Origin of the sequence: Streptomyces sp. NPDC051243 (assembly GCF_044455405.1) — a bacterium.
Classification (GTDB): domain Bacteria; phylum Actinomycetota; class Actinomycetes; order Streptomycetales; family Streptomycetaceae; genus Streptomyces.
The window spans coordinates 17,797-34,624 of the sequence record NZ_JBITES010000008.1 but is presented as its reverse complement, the minus strand read 5'-3'; the positions used below and the strand labels follow the sequence as shown (position 1 = coordinate 34,624).

Genomic DNA, 16,828 nt, shown 5'->3' with positions numbered 1-16,828 from the left:
CGCTGATATGCGGCTTTAACGCAACGCTAACACGCGTCAAGAGGCTGATCGACAACGAATTCCGTAGATAACCAGCCATTGACGTGACGGTTTCCGTCAATGTTGCATCCCCCTCGTGACCGACACCCTCACCCCTGTCGAGGGCGCCGACGTCAAGGCGCCGGACAGCCCTCACAAGCTCAAGCGCTCGATCGGCGTCGTCGGCGGCACCCTGCTCACGCTCTCCTGCGTGACCCCCGCCTCCACCCTGTTCGTGGTCGTCCCCGACCTGTTCGGCTCGCTGGGCACCGCCACCGCCCTCACGATCGCCATCGGCTCCCTCCTCTGCATCGCCGTGGCGTTCTGCTACTCGGAGCTGGGCACCCTCATCCCCAGCGCGGGCGGCGAGTACGCGATGGTGTCCACGCTGGCCGGCCGGCTGGCGGGCTGGCTGGTCTTCGTGCTGTCCCTGCTGGTCGTCATGATCGTGCCGCCGGTGATCGCGATGGGCACGGCCGACTACCTCGCCCCGATCGCCGACCTCGACCCGTCCATGGCAGGCGCCGCCGTCATGCTGCTCGCCACCCTCGCCGGCCTGCTCGACCTGCGCGCCAACGCCTGGATCACCGGCATCTTCCTGGTCCTGGAGGTCATCGCCGCGGCCGTCGTGGCGGTCCTGGGCTTCGCCCATGCCGAGCGCGGCCCCGGCAGCCTGCTGTCGATGGAGGTGGCGGGCACGGACGGCCGCACGGACACGGTGACGGCCCTGCTGATCGTCTCCGGACTCGCCATCGCCCTCTTCGTCACCCAGGGCTTCTCGACCGCCGTCTACCTCTCCGAGGAACTGGAGAACCCGCGCCGCAACGTCGCGCGCACGGTCCTCGCCACCCTCGGCATCTCCGCCGCGATCATCCTGGTCCCGGTCGTCGCCATCACCCTCGGCGCGTCGAACCTGGAGGAACTGACCGGCGGCGACATCGGCACCATGGTGACGGCCTGGTCCAACTCCGCCGTCGGCACCTTCATCAGCCTCTGCGTGGCCCTCGCGATCGTCAACGCGGGCATCGTCATGGTCATCCAGAACTCCCGCGTCCTGTTCGCCTCCGCCCGCGACAAGGCCTGGCCCGAGCCGGTCAACAACGTCCTCACCAAGCTCGGCCGCTTCGGCTCCCCATGGGTCGCCACGCTCGCGGTGGGCGTCCCCGGCGCGGCCCTGTGCTTCGTCAACCTCGACACGCTGTACGGCGTGACGGGGGTCTCGGTGACGGGGATGTACCTGCTCGTCGCGATCGCCGCGCTGGCGGCCCGCCGTGCCGCCCACAAGCACACACCGGCCTGGCGGATGCCGCTGTGGCCTGCGATGCCGCTGCTGCTCATCGTGGTCCTCGTGTACATCCTGAGCCAGCAGGAGACGGAGTACCTGCTGTGGACGGGCGGCATAACGGCGGTGGCCACTCTGTACTGGGCGCTGTACCTGCGCCCACGCAGGGAAACCCGGTGGCTCGTATCAATTCCGGAGGATGAGCGGACCTGAGGTCAGCCGGCCGACAACAGAACCGCCCGAGCTCCCACCCGCCCTACCACGAACGCGGTAGACAAAAGCCCTCCCGTACCCCCACGGGAGGGCCTGTGATTCAGCCCCCGGTAGATAACTTGCCGACAGGTTGGCCCCGTACCGTTGAAGCATGGATCTTCGACTGCCCGCACTGCGAGGGCGAGTACGGAGGCCGCGACGGTGGATCGCCGCCGCGGCCTCCGTCTTAGTCCTCGCCGGGGCCGGGACATGGACGGCCGTCGCCGACGACGACGCGCCGCCGGTGCAGAGCACGGAACGGGTCATGGACATGGGCGACGGGGTGCGCGTCGACACCTCGTTCTTCACCTCGGGCCCCTCCGGACGCCGCCCCGCCGTCCTCCTCGCACACGGCTTCGGCGGCAGCAAGGACGACGTACGGCAGCAGGCCGAGGACCTCGCCCGGGACGGGTACGCGGTGCTGACCTGGTCCGCCCGTGGCTTCGGGAAGTCGACCGGCAAGGTCGGGCTGAACGATCCGAAGGGCGAGGTCGCCGACGTGTCCAGGCTGCTGGACTGGCTGGCGAAGCAGCCCCAGGTCGAGCTGGACAAGACCGGCGACCCCAGGGTCGGCATGGCGGGCGCCTCGTACGGCGGAGCCATCTCGCTGCTGGGCGCCGGCCACGACGACCGGGTGGACGCGATCGCCCCGGCGATCACGTACTGGAACCTCGCCGACGCCCTGTTCCCGAACGGCGTGTTCAAGAAGCTCTGGGCGGGCATCTTCGTCAACTCGGCCGGCGGCTGCTCCAAGTTCGAGACGCGGATCTGCGAGATGTACGACCGCGTCGCCGAGTCCGGCACCCCGGACGCCCAGGCCCGCACCATGCTGGAGGAGCGCTCACCGTCCGCCGTCGGCGACCGCATCAAGGTGCCCACCCTCCTCATGCAGGGCCAGTCGGACTCGCTCTTCCCCCTCGGCCAGGCCGACCAGGCCGCGAAGGCCATCCGTGCCAACGGCGCCCCGGTCGACGTCGACTGGATCTCCGGCGGTCATGACGGCGGCGACATGGAGACGAGCCGGATCCAGGGGCGCGTGAAGTCCTGGTTCGACCGCTACCTCAAGGACGACAAGAGCGCCGACACCGGCCCCGCCTTCCGCGTCACCCGCACCGGAGGCGTCGACTCCACCGACGGCGAGGCACTGCTGCGCGGCGCGAGCTCGGACGCGTACCCCGGCCTGGAGAGCGGCCGGAAGGCCGTCGCGCTCACCGGCGGCGAGCAGAGCTTCGCCAACCCGGCCGGCGCCAGCCCGCCCGCCGTCTCCGCCCTGCCCGGCCTCGGCGGCACCGGCGGCCTGGCCCAGCTGTCCTCGCTGGGCATCGGGGTGTCCCTGGACTTCCCGGGCCAGTTCGCCGCGTTCGAGTCGGCGCCGGTCACCGGCAACCTGCGCATCACCGGCTCCCCGACGGCGACCGTCCGCGTGAAGTCGACCAGCGAGGACGCGGTGCTCTTCGCCAAGGTCTACGACGTCGGCCCCGACGGCACCCAGCAGGTGCTGCCGTCACAGCTGGTCACACCCCTGCGCGTCGAGAACGCCAAGTCCGGCCAGGACGTGACGATCACGCTCCCGGCCATCGACTACGGCATCGAGCAGGGCCACCGTCTTCGCCTGGTCCTCTCCTCCACGGACCTCGGCTACGCCTCCCCGGCCGCCCCGGCCACGTACACCGTCTCCCTGAAGGGCGACCTGTCCGTCCCGACCGCGCCCGGCGTGAGCACCGCCGCCGCCGCGCTGCCGTCCTGGGTGTGGTGGCTGCCGATCACCGCCGCGCTGATCGCCGCGGCCCTGCTGCTGACGGCCCGCCGCCGCACCGCCACCCCCGCGCCCGACCCCGACCTGGCGGACGTCCCCCTGCAGATCACGGACCTGAGCAAGAAGTACGCGGGCTCGCAGGACCGTTACGCCGTGCGGGACCTGTCCTTCCGGGTGGAGAAGGGCCAGGTCCTCGGCCTCCTCGGCCCGAACGGCGCCGGCAAGACGACGACACTGCGCATGCTGATGGGCCTGATCAAGCCCGACGCCGGCGAGATCCGTGTCTTCGGCCACGCGATCCGCCCGGGCGCACCCGTACTCTCCCGGGTCGGCGCATTCGTCGAGGGCGCGGGCTTCCTGCCGCACCTGTCCGGCCGGGAGAACCTGGAGCTGTACTGGCAGGCCACCGGCCGCCCGCCTCAGGACGCCCACCTCGACGAGGCCCTGGAGATCGCCGGCCTCGGCGACGCGCTGGCCCGCGCCGTGCGCACGTACTCCCAGGGCATGCGCCAGCGCCTCGCCATCGCCCAGGCCATGCTCGGCCTCCCGGACCTGCTCATCCTCGACGAACCGACCAACGGCCTGGACCCGCCGCAGATCCGCGAGATGCGCGAGGTGATGATCCGCTACGCGGCCGCCGGCCGCACGGTGATCGTCTCCAGCCACCTCCTCGCCGAGGTCGAGCAGTCCTGCACCCACCTGGTGGTGATGGACCGCGGCCGCCTCGTGCAGGCCGGCCCGGTCGGCGAGATCATCGGCTCCGGCGACACACTGCTCGTCGGCACGGCCACGCCCGTCGAGGAGCCGGTCGTGGAGAAGGTGGCGGCGCTGCCCGGCATCGCCTCGGCGATCACCACCGACGAGGGCCTGCTCGTCCGCCTGGACACCGACGGCAGCGCACAGCGCCTGATCGCCGAACTCGTACGGCTGGAGGTGCCCGTCCAGTCGGTGGGGCCCCACCGCCGTCTGGAAGACGCCTTCCTCACCCTGATCGGAGGGTCCGCATGAGCACACTCGGCGAAAGCACCGCGCGCACCGAGGTCGCCTCCGGCTACCGGGCGGGCCGCACCCTGCCGCTCCGGGTGGAGCTGATCCGACAGCTGAAGCGGCGCCGGACGCTGGTGATGTTCGGCATCCTCACCGTCCTGCCGTTCGTGCTGGTCGCCGCGTTCGCGATCGGCGGCGAGCCGGACGGCGGCGGTGACCGCATCACGCTGATGGACACGGCCACGGCGTCCGGCGCGAACTTCGCCGCCGTGAACCTGTTCGTCTCCGCGGGCTTCCTGCTGGTCATCCCCGTCGCGCTGTTCTGCGGGGACACGGTGGCGTCGGAGGCCAGCTGGTCCTCCCTGCGCTACCTGCTGGCGGCCCCCGTGCCCCGGGCCCGCCTGCTGTGGTCCAAGCTCGTGGTCGGACTGGGCCTCAGCCTGGCCGCGATGGTGATCCTGCCCGTGGTCGCGCTGGCCGTCGGCACGGTGGCCTACGGCTGGGGTCCCCTGCAGATCCCGACCGGCGGCTCGCTCGACACGGGCACGGCTGCGCAGCGGCTGCTGGTGGTCGTGGCGTACGTCTTCGTGTCCCAACTGGTCACCGCCGGGCTGGCGTTCTGGATCTCCACCAAGACGGACGCCCCGCTCGGCGCGGTCGGCGGCGCGGTCGGCCTGACCATCGTCGGCAACGTCCTCGACGCGGTGACGGCCCTCGGCGACTGGCGCCACTTCCTGCCCGCGCACTGGCAGTTCGCCTGGGCGGACGCCGTGCAGCCCCGGCTGGAGTGGTCCGGCATGATCCAGGGCACCGCGATTTCCATAACGTACGCGCTCGTCCTGTTCGCGCTGGCCTTCCGGGGTTTCGCCCGCAAGGACGTGGTGTCGTAGGTCAACGGAGGATCACCCACCGGTCTCGACAGGCCGCCCCCGTGCCCTCTTCGAGACTCATCCGCAACGCTCCATAGCGCACGTTCCGGCCCCCTGGCCCGTCACAGTCGCATAAGTCGACGTCAACGGACCAAGGGGGCACGGACGATGGCTCGGACGATGGAGCGGTACCGAATAGGAGGGCTCCTCGCCATCACCGCGGCGGGCGGCCTGCTGCTCACCGGCTGCGGGCAGGGCGACAGCGGGGACACCTCGGCGGACAAGAACGGCGCCGGCTATGCCAGCGGCTTCCCGGCCCCCGACTACACCCACGGCAACGGCGGCACGGGCGAGCACAAGGAGGGAGACGACGACTCGGACTCCCGTGAGGACTCGGACTCCCGTGAGTTCGCACCCGCCCCCGACTACCTATCCACCTTCGCGCTGGACGTCGACACGGCCTCCTACGGCTACGCCCGCCGCACCCTCGCCGAGGGCTACCTGCCCGACCCCTCCACGGTCCGCCCCGAGGAGTTCGTCAACAGCTTCCGCCAGGATTACGACCGCCCCGACGGCAACGGCTTCACGGTCACCGTCGACGGCGCCCGCACCGAACGCGAGGACTGGTCCCTGGTCCGCGTCGGCCTGGCGACCCGCCCGGCCGACGACCCCGACGAACGCCCGCCCGCCGCGCTCACCTTCGTCATCGACATCTCCGGCTCGATGGCCGAACCGGGCCGCCTGGACCTGGCCAAGGACTCCCTGGGCGTGATGACGAACCGCCTGCGCGACGACGACTCGGTGGCCATCGTCACCTTCAGCGACGAGGCGGAGAGGGTCCTGCCGATGACCCGCCTGGACGGCAACCGGGACGAGATCCACGACGCGATCGACAGCCTGGAGCCCACGGACTCGACCAACCTGGGCGCAGGAGTGGAGACCGGCTACGAAACGGCGGAGGACGGCCTCCGCGAGGGTGCCACGAACCGTGTCGTCCTGGTCTCCGACGCTCTGGCCAACACGGGCGACACCGACGCGGACACCATCCTCGAACGCATCGCCTCCGAGCGCCGCGAACACGGCATCACCCTCTTCGGCGTGGGCGTCGGCAGCGACTACGGCGACGCCCTGATGGAACGCCTCGCCGACAAGGGCGACGGCCACACGGTGTACGTCTCCGGCGAGGAGGAGGCCCGGAAGGTCTTCTGCGAGGAACTCCCGAAGAACATCGACCTCACGGCCCGCGACGCCAAGGCCCAGGTCGCCTTCGACCAGGCGACGGTCTCCGAGTTCCGCCTCATCGGCTACGACAACCGGCAGGTCGCCGACGAGGACTTCCGGGACGACCGCGTCGACGGCGGCGAGATCGGCCCCGGCCACACGGTGACGGCCCTCTACGCCGTCCGCACCCGCCCCGGCACGGAAGGCCACCTCGCCACGGCGAGCGTCCGCTGGCTCGACCCCGCCTCCCGCGCCCCGCACGAGGAGTCGGGCCGGCTGGAGACGGGCTCCCTGGAGGACTCGGTCTGGAGCGCGAGCCCCCGCTTCCAGGTCACGGCCACGGCCGCCTACTTCGCCGACGCCCTCAGCTTCGGCGACGACCGCGGGACCGCCCTGCCCGGCATGCCCCGTCTCTCCGAACTGGCCGATCGAGCCGACGAGTTGGCGACCACCACGGAGGACGAGGAGGTGAGCCGTCTCGCCGACGCGATTCAGCGAGCGAGCGATCTCAGGGGGCGGGACTGAGCGCGCCCGCGCACACCGAGGGCACGGCCCGCTGAAGCCCCTTCAGATGCAGGAGGTCCAACTCATGGCCGTACGCCGACCATGCGGCCGCGACGTACAGCCGTGGCTCGCAGGACGGCGAGGTGCGCGCCGGCTGCGTGTCCTTCAGCGCGTCCAGCAGTTGCGTGGTGATGCGGTCGAGCACCGGGCGGACCTCCTTGACCAGGTCGGGACGCTCGGTGGGCCGCTCCTCGGGATGTGCGTCCCAACGTGCGTACAGCCCGCGCTGCACGAGCTTGTTCGCCTCGATCTGGTCCCGGAAGACGGCCTGCGTGGCCGCCGGGTCCAGCCCGAGCGCGGTGGCCCGCGCCGCCACGTCGTCCAGGATCTGCTGCTCGCGCACCGGGTCGTCGATCGGCTTGTCGGTGCCGTACTTGGCGGCGGCCACCTTGTCGGCGACCAGCAGCCGCTCGGCGAACAGGTCGGTCAGCGGGGTGAGGCCGGAAGCGACGGAGGCCGCCCGAACTGGGGCGGAGGTGTGGGCGGCGGCCGGTGCGGCGCCGGCGAAGGACATGGCCGCGGCGGCGCAGACGGCGACCAGGGCGGACCGAAGACGCAAAGGGTGCACGGGTTTCCTTCCGTGGGGGTGGTCGTAGAGCACCGTACAGAGGCACACATCTTCACTACGTCCCGACCCATTGACCTTCCGTTACGCGTGAGTAAGTTGACTTCTCGGTAAGTCCGACTGGCACCGGGAGCCGTCATGGGCGTACGCAAGGATCTGAAGCGGGCGAAGCAGCGCACCGACCTGATGGATCGCACCAGGGTCGAGATCGTCAAGGATGCCGAAGGCGTGGTCCGCGAGGCCCGGACCCCACCCCTCGCATCGCAGAACACCACCGGCACCACCGCCGACCTCCCCTTTACCAACGCCGCCGAGGCTCCCGACGCGGTGGCCCTCCGGCGCAAGGAGGGCGGCACCTGGAAACCGGTGACCACCGCGGCCTTCGCGCGCGAAGTCACCGCCGTGGCCAAGGGGTTGATCGCCGCGGGACTCGAACCCGGCGGCCGCGTCGCCGTGATGTCCCGCACCCGCTACGAATGGACGGTCCTGGACTTCGCCGTCTGGGCCGCCGGCGGCCAGACCGTCCCCGTTTACGCCACCTCCTCCGCCGCCCAGGTGGAGTGGATCGTCCGCGACTCGGGCGCCCGCTACGTCATCACCGAGACGGAGCAGAACACCGAGACGGTGACGACAGGCACGGCCGGCCACCAACAGCCGCCGCGGATATGGCAGTTGGACGCGACGCGGTCGCAAGCGACCGACGCCCTCACCACCCTCACCGCCCTCGGCCGCGACCTCCCCGACGACGAGGTCACCAAACGCCGTGCCGCCCTCACCCCCGACACCATCGCCACCGTCTGCTACACCTCCGGCACCACCGGCCGACCGAAGGGCTGCGTCCTCACCCACGGCAACCTCCACGCCGAGGCCGCCAACACCGTCGAGCTGCTCCACCCGATCTTCAAGGAGGTCACCCGGCAGACCGCCTCGACCCTCCTCTTCCTCCCGCTCGCCCACATCCTCGGCCGCACCCTCCAGATCGCCTGCCTGATGGCCCGCATCGAGATCGGCCACTGCCCGAGCATCAAGCCCGACGAACTCCGCCCGGCCTTCAGGGAGTTCCGCCCGACCTTCCTCGTCGGCGTCCCGTACCTCTTCGAGAAGATCCACGACACCGGCCGCGCGACAGCGCAGAAGATCGGCCGCGGCGCCTCCTTCGACCGCGCCGACCGTATCGGCGTCCGCTTCGGAGAGGCGTACCTGAACAAGTTCCTGAACCAGGGCAAGGGCCCCGGCCCCGGCCTCTACGCCGCCTGGGTCCTGTACGACCTGCTGGTCTACCGCCGTATCCGCAAGGAACTCGGCGGCCGTATGCGCTACGCGATCAGCGGCGGCAGCCCCCTCGACCGTAACCTCAACCTGTTCTTCTACGCCGCCGGAATCATCGTCTACGAGGGCTACGGGCTGACGGAGACGACGGCCGCCGCCACCATCGTCCCGCCCCTCAAACCCCGCCCGGGCACCGTCGGCCGGCCCGTCCCGGGCACCGCCGTACGGATCGCCGAGGACGGTGAGGTGCTCATCAAGGGCGGCATCGTCTTCCACTCCTACTGGAACAACCCGGCCGCCACCGACGCCGTGCTCCAGGACGACTGGTTCGCCACCGGCGACCTCGGCTCCCTCGACGAGGACGGCTACCTCACCATCACCGGCCGCAAGAAGGACATCCTCGTCACCTCCGGCGGCAAGAACGTCTCCCCGGCCGTCCTGGAGGACCGCCTGCGCAGCCGCTCACCCATCGGCCAGTGCCTCGTCGTCGGCGACAACCGGCCCTTCGTCGGCGCCCTGATCACCCTCGACCCCGAAGCGGTCGCCCACTGGCTCGCCGTACGCAAGATGCCCGCCGACACCCCGACGGCCGACGTGGTCAAGGACCCCCGGATGCGCGCCGACGTCCAAAAGGCCGTCGACTACGCCAACGAGGCCGTCTCCCGGGCCGAGTCGATCCGCGCGTTCGTGCTGGTCGAGGGCGAGTTCAACGAGGACAACGGCATGCTCACGCCGTCCCTGAAGGTCAAGCGGCATGCGGTGATGGCGGCTTACGCGGAGGACATCGAGGCGCTGTACGGCACATGAGGGACCGTTCGCGGTCACTCTTGTGGGCGATTCGCACCGATCCGGTGTACTCGGTTGATGCATTAAGCGTATATATGGCCATACGTCAACAAACGGGAGGGAGCTGCCCACAAGGAGGACGCATGGCCCCTGAACACCGCCGGTCCGGCCCCGGCCGCCCAAGGCGCCTGCGGCGACTGGCGTTCATCACCGCGGGAGTCGTCGCGTCGGCGGCTCTGGTCCCGGGCCCGGCCTTCGCGACCGACGCCGCAAGCCGCCCCGACCCGCCGCACACCGCGGCACCCAAACCCCCCACACCTCCCGAACGCCCAACAGCCCCCACACCCCCTGACTCCACGGACTCCCCGCCGGCGGCATCCGCGCGCGGTCCCGCGTTCGGGGCGTACCTCCACTACGGTCCCGTCGGCCTGCAGCGCATGAAGCAGCTGAGCCGCTGGCTCGGCGGCCATGAACTGCGCGTGGGGCACACCTATCTGCCGGGGGACGCCTGGCACAACATCGAGGGCGCGCACGGCTTCCTCGACAGCTGGGCCAAGTGGCGGCGGGCCAAGGCCGACCGGCTGCTCGTGCTCAATGTGCCGATGATGGAGCGCAACGAGGAGAACGTCCCCGACTGGGCGGTCAGAAAGCTGCTGCGGCGGGCGGCGGACGGCGCCTTCGACGACCACTTCGAGGTGCTGGCCGAGCGGCTGGTCGACCTCGGCGTGCCGGACACCGTCATCGTGCTCGGCTGGGAGATGAACGGCGTCACCTACACCCACCGCTGCGCCCCCGACCCGGACAGCTGGAAGCGGTACTGGCAACGCATCGTCACCGTCATGCGCTCGGTCCCCGGCCAGAAGTTCAGGTTCGACTTCGCCCCGAGCCGGGGCATGGACGCCATTCCCTGGCCGGAGTGCTACCCGGGCGACGAGTTCGTCGACATCCTCGGCATGGACGCGTACGACCAGCCGCGCGGGCTCGACTTCGACGAGCAGGTCTCCGAGCCCTACGGCCTCCAGCACCACGTGGACTTCGCGCGCCGGCACGGCAAACCGATCTCGTATCCGGAATGGGGCCTGTTCCGCAACGGCGACAACATCACGTGGATGCTGCGCATGCTCGCGTGGATGGACGAGCACAAGCCGGTGTACAACACCATCACCGACTACTGCCCGCACGGTGTGTGGCTGTGCTCCGACAACCCCCGGGCCTCCGCCCTGTACCGCGTACTGCTGTCCAGCCCCCTCGTGCCGCGGCCGGAACCGGGGCCGTCGGTCCCCGTCCCGACCGCGCCGACGGATTCCGCCGACCCGGACCCGGCGTCGGGGCCGGACCAGACGTCGAAGACGCCGACGCCCATGCCTACGCCTACGCCCAGGCCCTCCGAGCTGCCGCACTGCACCCTGCTGGACCTCGCGAAGTGGTTCGAGCACCAGATCGGCGGCAAGCTCTCCCTCTGTCTGCAGTGGGCCGAGCGCTACCGCTGACCGGCCGGGTCGGGGTTTCCGCGCAGGACCCGCTTGGCGCCGGCCCTCGCGGTCGCCTCGCCGGCCGCGAGAGCCAGCAGCGGCAGGGTGCGGCGCCGGGCCAGCAGAAAGCGCTGGTTGGGGACCGCCTCGGGGTGCCAGCGGTACTTGTACGGCTCGTCGCCGCGCAGCAGGCTCAGCACCCGGCAGCCGTCGCCGGACGCGAGGTGCTCGGCGGAGGCGTGCAGCAGCATCGCCGCCACGTCCACCTTCCGCTCCCGCAAGCGAGGGTGGAAGCCGTACAGATACGTGCCCGCCATCTCCCCCGACAGCAGATTCAGGTTGACCGCCACCACCGTCCCGTCGAGCACGAACTCCAGCACCGCCGCCTGGCCGGACCGGGTCATGGGACCCACCGACCGGACCAGGTGCTCCAGGAACCGCGGCCGCAGGTGTTCCGGCGACACCTTCCTGCCCTGCCACTGCAGTCGGTGCAGTTCGAGGAGCCGGCGCAGTGCGGCCTCGGACTCGTCGTGGCGCACGACACGCCACTCGACGCCGAGCCGGGACAGCCGCTTCACCTTGTTGCGGACCCGCTGGGCGTGCCTCGACGACAGCCGCCCGACCAGCTCGTTCACGGGCACGGCGGGCAACTCCAGGCACACGGAGTCGGGCAACCGGTGCCGCGGGCCGCGCCAGCAGAGGTAGACCCGCTCCATCGCGCCGCCCGGCCGGACCTCGCCGAAGTCGACCAGGGCGGTGCGGGCCATGTCGGTGAGCGCGTCCGCCAGGGCCCAGGCGCCCTGTGCGGCCGCCGCGCCGTCGACGAGCACATCGTGGAAGTCGGTGATGGCGCCGCCGATCGGCACCAGCGCCGGCAGCGGGTGGTGCACCCGCATCAGCGGTGCCGCCGCCACCAGTTCACCGCTCCGGCGCACCAGGACGAGCCGCAGCCCGCCCGGCCTGCCGTACGACAGCCACCACGAGTGCAGCCACGCATGGCTCTGGAACGGCGTCGCCGACGGGCACGCCCGGTGCAGTCGTTCCCACTCCCCGGCCAGCTCCGCGAAGGCGCGCTCGTCGGTGCACACCTCCACCGCCAGCGCGCGGCCCGGCCCGGTCATCCAAGCGTTCCGCGGGCGTCGGCCGCGTTCGCCGGGCCGGGTACCGACGCCCGGCTGCGGTCGTCGTCGTCCGCGACCCGGCGCGGCCGGGCCAGCAGCGCGAGGCCGCCCAGCAGACCCCCGGCGCTCGCGCCCACGAGCGAGGTCAGCGCCGGAGACGCGGACGACGGCTCGCTGGGTGTCAGGGCGCGGGCGAGGCGCTCGAACCGGATGCCGGTGGTGTCCTTGCTGTGGTCCGCCTGGGTGACCAGCGCGCGGGAGACGGCGTTGGCGATGTCGACGGCCAGGTCCGGGCGCGACGAGGTCGCCGACACCGCGACCATCGGCGCGTCCGGCGAGGTCGCCACCCGCACGCTCTCGCGCAGCGTCGCGACCGGCACACCGGCCCACACCTGCGCGTCCGCGAGCACCGCCAGCTGCGGGGCGACCCGGCCGTACGCCTGCGCGAGGCCGAGCGCGTCGGTGCCGTCGGCGCCGGTCCTGCCGGTGGGCACGGCGACGACGGAACTCGTCGCCGTGTACTCCGGCGGCCTCAACTGGCCGTAGGCGCCACCGGCCACGGCGCCGATCAGCGCGCCGGCCGGCAGCCACCACCACGAGGGCAGTCGCTTCACGCAGGCGCGCGCGGGGTCGGACAGCGGGGCACGCCGGTCGGGGATGTCCGTCATGAGGAACTCGCTTCCGAAGTCGAGCCGGACAGGGCGTCCGTGTACAGATCCATCAGCTGCCGGGCGGTGCGCGTGATGTCGTAGCGGTGCACGACGTCCGGAACCGTCCGCTCGCCCGGTCCCTCCGCCCGCAGCCGCAGCAGTGCGCGTGCGAACGCCCCGGCGCCGCCCGTGACGCGCCGGGCACCGGGCGCCGCGTCCGGCCCCAGGTCCTCCACGGCGGGGCAGCTCGCGTACAGCACGGGGAGGCCGGCGGCCAGCGCCTCCACGACGGCGAGACCGAAGGACTCCTCGGGAGACGGCGAGGCGAGCACGTCCATCGCGGACAGCAGGGAGACCAGGTCGGGGGTGTTGTCGCCGGGCGCGGGCAGGGACGGGCGCTCGCCGGTCAGCACCACCCGGCCCGCGACCCCCAGATCCCGTGCGGTGCGCCGCAGCGCCTCCGCCTCGGATCCGCCGCCGACCAGCAACAGCCATACGTCCAGGGGCAGCAGGGCCAGCGCCTGCACCAGCAGGTCGAAGCGCTTGCCCGGGGCGAGGCGCCCCACCCCGCCGACGACGTACGCGTGGTCCGGCACCCCGTGGAACGCCCGGGCCTCCTTGCGGCGCGCCTCGTCGTACCGGAAGCGGGGCGCGTCGATGCCGTTCGGGATGACCCGGATGCGCTGCCCGGGCACGCCCCAGTGCCGCAGCCGTTCGGCCACCGTCGGCGAGACGGCGACCGTGGCGAGGCCGAGGCGCTCGCCGGCCATGTACAGCGCGCGGACACCGCGGGTCAGCCGCCGGCCCTCCAGCCGGCTCGCACCGATCGAGTGCTCGGTGGCCACCACGGTCTCGACCCCCGCGAGCCGGGCGGCGACGCGGCCGTAGAGGCAGGCCCGGTACAGGTGTGTGTGCACGAGGTCGTAGCCGCCGGAACGGATCAGGTCGGTAAGGCGGGGCAGCGCGCGCAGGTCGAGGTTGCCGGTCATCCCGAGGTGGGTGACGTTGACCCCGTCGGCGGTGAGGCCCTCGGCGACCGGGCCGGGGTTGGTCAGTGCCACCACGTCGCACTGTGCGGGCAGATGGCGCAGCAGCAGGCGCAGTTGCTGCTCCGCGCCGCCGACGCCGAGGCCGGTGATGATGTGCAGCGCCTTCATACGGTCTCCAGGGCGCGCCCGTGGACCCGGGCCAGGCGGCGCTTCAGCTCCAGCCGCACCGCCGTGTCCGCCTGCCCGATGTGGATGCGGGGGAGCGCGAAGTCGCCGCAGCCGGCCGGGCCGGGGGAGATCGCGCAGGCGTAGCGGTAACCGGCCCGGCGCACGGCGTCGGCGGCCCGCTCGTCGACGAAGCCGTAGGGGTAGCAGAAGCCCTCGATGTCGCCGCCGGTGATCGCGGCGAGCCGGTGGCGGCTGTCGTCGACCTCGGTCTGCAGCACCTGGTCGGTGGCCTTGGTCAGATCGACGTGGGTCAGACCGTGCGAGGCGACCTCCATGCCCGCGGCCAGGGCACGGCGGATGCCGTCCGCGTCGAGCAGCGGTTTGCGCGGGCCGCTCGGCTCCCAGGCGTTCTCGCCGCCGAGCAGCCCGGGCAGCACGAACACCGTCGCGGTGAAGCCCCGGCGGCGCAGGATCGGCAGGGCGGTGGTGACGAAGTCCGTGTAGCCGTCGTCGAAGGTGAGCCCCACCAGGCCGCGTTCCGTGCCGCGGGCGCGCGCCGCGAGCAGCTCGCGCACGCTCACCCCGCGCAGACCGCGGCCGGCCATCCAGGCGAGCTGCCGTTCGAGGCGTGCGGGCGTGACGGTGACGTTGTACGGGTCGTCGGGGCAGTCCGAGACGGAGTGGTACATGGCGACCCACGCGGCGGTACGCCGCTTCGGGCGTCCCCCGGTGGCTGTTCCGGGACGGGGTTCGGCCGTGCGCGGCGCGATGGAGGTGTCAGCGACCATGGCGAGGCTTTCGTGTGACGGAGCGATGGACGGAATGCATGACGGGAGCCAGGAGGGACCGGGCGCCCGCCGCGTCGAGGAACCAGGCCAGCGGCAGGAATACGGCGGTCACGCAGCCGCAGCCGGCGGCGACGGAAGCGGCGGGCGAGGCGAAGAGCCCCGCACCGAACAGCCCGGCACCGGTGGCGCACACGGCCGCGCACACCGGCCGGGCCAGTCCCGCGACGACCCGGCGGACCCGCACGGGCACGGTGCGCGGACCGACGCCGTGCAGCAGGAGCAGCGCCGTGAGGGTGATGCCGGCCGCGTTGGCCCCGGCGATGCCGCGGGCTCCCCAGGGCTGAACGGCCCACGCGCTGAGGGCGACGGTGGTGAGCGCGCCCACGCCCATCGCGCCCAGCGGGTACCAGGTGGTCCGGCCGGTCGAGAAGTACGACATGACGAGCGCCCCCACCAGCGTGTGCCCGAGCAGCCCGGCCGCGTAGACCCGCATGACGGCGGCGGTCGTCGCGGTGTCCTGCGCCGTGAACGCGCCGCGCTGGAAGAGGAGTTGGACGATCTGCGGCGCACAGGCCACGACCACGGCGGCGCCGAGCAGCACCAGACAGGCCGTCAGTACCAGGTCCCGCTCCACCCGCTCCCTGGCCCGCCGCGGGTCGCCGTCGGCGATGGCCCGCGCCACCACCGGGAAGGTGACGACGCACACCATCAGCGCCAGCGACATCGGCAACTGGGCGACCTTCTGGGCGTAGTTGAGATGCGAGATGGCACCGGCCGGCAGTTCGGACGCGAAGTACCGCTCGATGAGCACCTGCGACTGCCGGCACAGGGCGAACAGCAGCACGGCACAGACCAGGCCGAGCGCCAGGCGCTTTGCCGGCTGTGCCGACATGCGGCTCGGCATGCGGCTCGGCGGAGGTGCCGCGACGGGCCGTCCGGCGATCCGCCCCCACAGGGCGGGCGCCTGCAGGGCGGCCATGAGGCACCCGCCCAGAGCGACGCCGAGAGCGGCGGATCGTACGCCCCACCGCGCGGCCAGCACGACCATCGTGGCGATGATCACGCCGTTGTACGCGATGTAGATCGCGCCCGGAGCGAGATAACTGCCGTGCGCCCGCAGCGCCGCACCGCAGTACCCGGCCAGCCCGAAACTCAGCACACAGGTCGCGGTCATCCGGGTGCAGGACACCGCCAGGGACGGGTCGGGCAGACCGGGCGCCAGGACGGAGACCAGCAGCGGAGCCCCGGCCGCGAGCACGGCGGCCGTGCCGGCGAGGGCGAGGCACAGCCGCGGCAACGTGGCGGCGACCAGGGCGTGCACGGGGTCGGGGCCGCCGAGCCCGCGCGCCCGCCGCGCCAACGCCACGCTGAACGCGGGCACGAGCACGAACGCCATGCCGTCCTCGATCAGCAGCGTCGACGCCATCTCGGGCACGGTCCAGGCCACCAGGAACGCGTCGGTGTCCGCCCCGGCGCCGAAGAGATGCGCGAGCGCCTGATCCCGCCCGAGCCCGAGCAGCGCCCCGGCCATGGACAGCGCGACGGTGAGCAACGTCGCCCTGGCGAGGAAGCGCCTCGTGGGACCGCCCGGGCGGGGAACGGGCGCCGGGTCGGCCGGGGTGGCCGACGCGGGCGGGTGAACGCCGACGGTCTGGCCACTGGGGCGATCGCCCGCCGGGCCGGGGGAGTCGGGGTCGGCCGCGTGGCCGGTCGGGCGGCGGTTCTCGACCCGTTGTGGGGCGGTCATGTGGAGGTGGTTTTCGGCCGGTTGTGGGGCGGTCATGTGGAGGTGGTTTTCGGCCGGTTGTGGGGCGGTCATGTCGGCGTGGGCTTGGACCGGTTGTGGGGCGGTCATGTCGGCGTGGGCTTGGACCGGTTGTGGGGCGGTCATGTCGGGGCCGTCTTCGACGGGTTGCGCGATGCTGAGGCCGGGGCGATGGTCGGCCGGGAGTGGCTGGGGGACGGCGGCCGGGAGCGGGCGGAGGACGTCGGCCGGGTGTTCGGGGTGGGTGTCTTCGGGGGCGGGCGGGCCGTGCAGGGCCGGCGGGTGCTCCTGGGCGTCACCGGTCGT

The 16,828-nt window shown here is 72.2% G+C and carries 12 protein-coding genes; 6 read left to right on the top strand and 6 right to left on the bottom strand.

Annotated elements, in window-relative coordinates:
- Positions 1-115 precede the first annotated feature (115 nt).
- The 4 genes from ACIBAG_RS20920 to ACIBAG_RS20905 all read left to right on the top strand — a co-directional run bounded on the left by ACIBAG_RS20920 (position 116) and on the right by ACIBAG_RS20905 (position 6,910).
- Positions 116-1,513: an APC family permease gene (locus ACIBAG_RS20920; protein ID WP_399107004.1), complete on the top strand. Its 1,398-nt coding sequence runs from the start codon at positions 116-118 to the stop codon at positions 1,511-1,513.
- A 151-nt stretch (positions 1,514-1,664) separates the two neighbouring features.
- On the top strand, positions 1,665-4,316 hold the full coding sequence (locus tag ACIBAG_RS20915; RefSeq protein ID WP_399107003.1) for a CocE/NonD family hydrolase: 2,652 nt from the start codon (positions 1,665-1,667) through the stop codon (positions 4,314-4,316).
- Complete coding sequence (locus ACIBAG_RS20910) at positions 4,313-5,185, top strand: ABC transporter permease (protein WP_399107002.1); 873 nt, start codon at positions 4,313-4,315, stop codon at positions 5,183-5,185. The genes ACIBAG_RS20915 and ACIBAG_RS20910 overlap by 4 nt, the downstream gene beginning before the upstream one ends.
- Positions 5,186-5,332: 147 nt before the next feature.
- Complete coding sequence (locus tag ACIBAG_RS20905; protein ID WP_399107001.1) at positions 5,333-6,910, top strand: von Willebrand factor type A domain-containing protein; 1,578 nt, start codon at positions 5,333-5,335, stop codon at positions 6,908-6,910.
- Here ACIBAG_RS20905 and ACIBAG_RS20900 read toward each other — a convergent pair.
- Positions 6,894-7,463 carry a chorismate mutase gene (locus ACIBAG_RS20900; RefSeq protein ID WP_399107357.1) on the bottom strand — a complete coding sequence of 190 codons (570 nt, stop codon included), beginning with the start codon at positions 7,461-7,463 and terminating at the stop codon, positions 6,894-6,896. The two genes, ACIBAG_RS20905 and ACIBAG_RS20900, sit on opposite strands and share 17 nt — an antisense overlap.
- Positions 7,464-7,652: 189 nt before the next feature.
- Between ACIBAG_RS20900 and ACIBAG_RS20895 the strand changes: the two genes are divergently transcribed.
- Both ACIBAG_RS20895 and ACIBAG_RS20890 read left to right on the top strand, forming a co-directional pair.
- The gene (locus ACIBAG_RS20895; RefSeq protein WP_399107000.1) at positions 7,653-9,590 is read left to right on the top strand and encodes an AMP-dependent synthetase/ligase; all 1,938 of its coding nucleotides are present in this window, start codon (positions 7,653-7,655) and stop codon (positions 9,588-9,590) included.
- A 122-nt stretch (positions 9,591-9,712) separates the two neighbouring features.
- Positions 9,713-11,059 carry a glycoside hydrolase family 26 protein gene (locus tag ACIBAG_RS20890; RefSeq protein ID WP_399106999.1) on the top strand — a complete coding sequence of 449 codons (1,347 nt, stop codon included), beginning with the start codon at positions 9,713-9,715 and terminating at the stop codon, positions 11,057-11,059.
- Here the strand turns inward: ACIBAG_RS20890 and ACIBAG_RS20885 are convergent.
- From ACIBAG_RS20885 to murJ, 5 genes are read right to left on the bottom strand one after another with little or no spacing between them, the layout of a single operon-like run.
- Positions 11,050-12,162, bottom strand: coding sequence for a GNAT family N-acetyltransferase (locus tag ACIBAG_RS20885; RefSeq protein WP_399106998.1), 1,113 nt, complete (start codon positions 12,160-12,162; stop codon positions 11,050-11,052). The genes ACIBAG_RS20890 and ACIBAG_RS20885 overlap by 10 nt on opposite strands.
- Positions 12,159-12,830, bottom strand: a complete 672-nt coding sequence (locus ACIBAG_RS20880) for a lipopolysaccharide biosynthesis protein (RefSeq protein WP_399106997.1) — start codon at positions 12,828-12,830, stop codon at positions 12,159-12,161. The genes ACIBAG_RS20885 and ACIBAG_RS20880 overlap by 4 nt, the downstream gene beginning before the upstream one ends.
- Complete coding sequence (locus ACIBAG_RS20875; RefSeq protein WP_399106996.1) at positions 12,827-13,969, bottom strand: glycosyltransferase; 1,143 nt, start codon at positions 13,967-13,969, stop codon at positions 12,827-12,829. Before ACIBAG_RS20875 ends, ACIBAG_RS20880 begins: the two co-directional genes overlap by 4 nt.
- On the bottom strand, positions 13,966-14,757 hold the full coding sequence (locus ACIBAG_RS20870) for a polysaccharide deacetylase family protein (RefSeq protein WP_399106995.1): 792 nt from the start codon (positions 14,755-14,757) through the stop codon (positions 13,966-13,968). The genes ACIBAG_RS20875 and ACIBAG_RS20870 overlap by 4 nt, the downstream gene beginning before the upstream one ends.
- Positions 14,747-16,504: a murein biosynthesis integral membrane protein MurJ gene (gene murJ / locus ACIBAG_RS20865; protein WP_399107356.1), complete on the bottom strand. Its 1,758-nt coding sequence runs from the start codon at positions 16,502-16,504 to the stop codon at positions 14,747-14,749. Before murJ ends, ACIBAG_RS20870 begins: the two co-directional genes overlap by 11 nt.
- Between the last annotated feature and the right edge of the window lie 324 nt (positions 16,505-16,828).

Coding starts and splice junctions, on each gene's coding strand:
- murJ (WP_399107356.1), bottom strand. CDS start 16,504: ATGACCGCCCCACAACGGGTCGAGAACCGCCGCCCGACCGGCCACGCG.
- ACIBAG_RS20880 (WP_399106997.1), bottom strand. CDS start 12,830: ATGACGGACATCCCCGACCGGCGTGCCCCGCTGTCCGACCCCGCGCGC.
- ACIBAG_RS20890 (WP_399106999.1), top strand. CDS start 9,713: ATGGCCCCTGAACACCGCCGGTCCGGCCCCGGCCGCCCAAGGCGCCTG.
- ACIBAG_RS20870 (WP_399106995.1), bottom strand. CDS start 14,757: ATGGTCGCTGACACCTCCATCGCGCCGCGCACGGCCGAACCCCGTCCC.
- ACIBAG_RS20910 (WP_399107002.1), top strand. CDS start 4,313: ATGAGCACACTCGGCGAAAGCACCGCGCGCACCGAGGTCGCCTCCGGC.
- ACIBAG_RS20915 (WP_399107003.1), top strand. CDS start 1,665: ATGGATCTTCGACTGCCCGCACTGCGAGGGCGAGTACGGAGGCCGCGA.
- ACIBAG_RS20905 (WP_399107001.1), top strand. CDS start 5,333: ATGGCTCGGACGATGGAGCGGTACCGAATAGGAGGGCTCCTCGCCATC.
- ACIBAG_RS20885 (WP_399106998.1), bottom strand. CDS start 12,162: ATGACCGGGCCGGGCCGCGCGCTGGCGGTGGAGGTGTGCACCGACGAG.
- ACIBAG_RS20900 (WP_399107357.1), bottom strand. CDS start 7,463: ATGTCCTTCGCCGGCGCCGCACCGGCCGCCGCCCACACCTCCGCCCCA.
- ACIBAG_RS20875 (WP_399106996.1), bottom strand. CDS start 13,969: ATGAAGGCGCTGCACATCATCACCGGCCTCGGCGTCGGCGGCGCGGAG.
- ACIBAG_RS20895 (WP_399107000.1), top strand. CDS start 7,653: ATGGGCGTACGCAAGGATCTGAAGCGGGCGAAGCAGCGCACCGACCTG.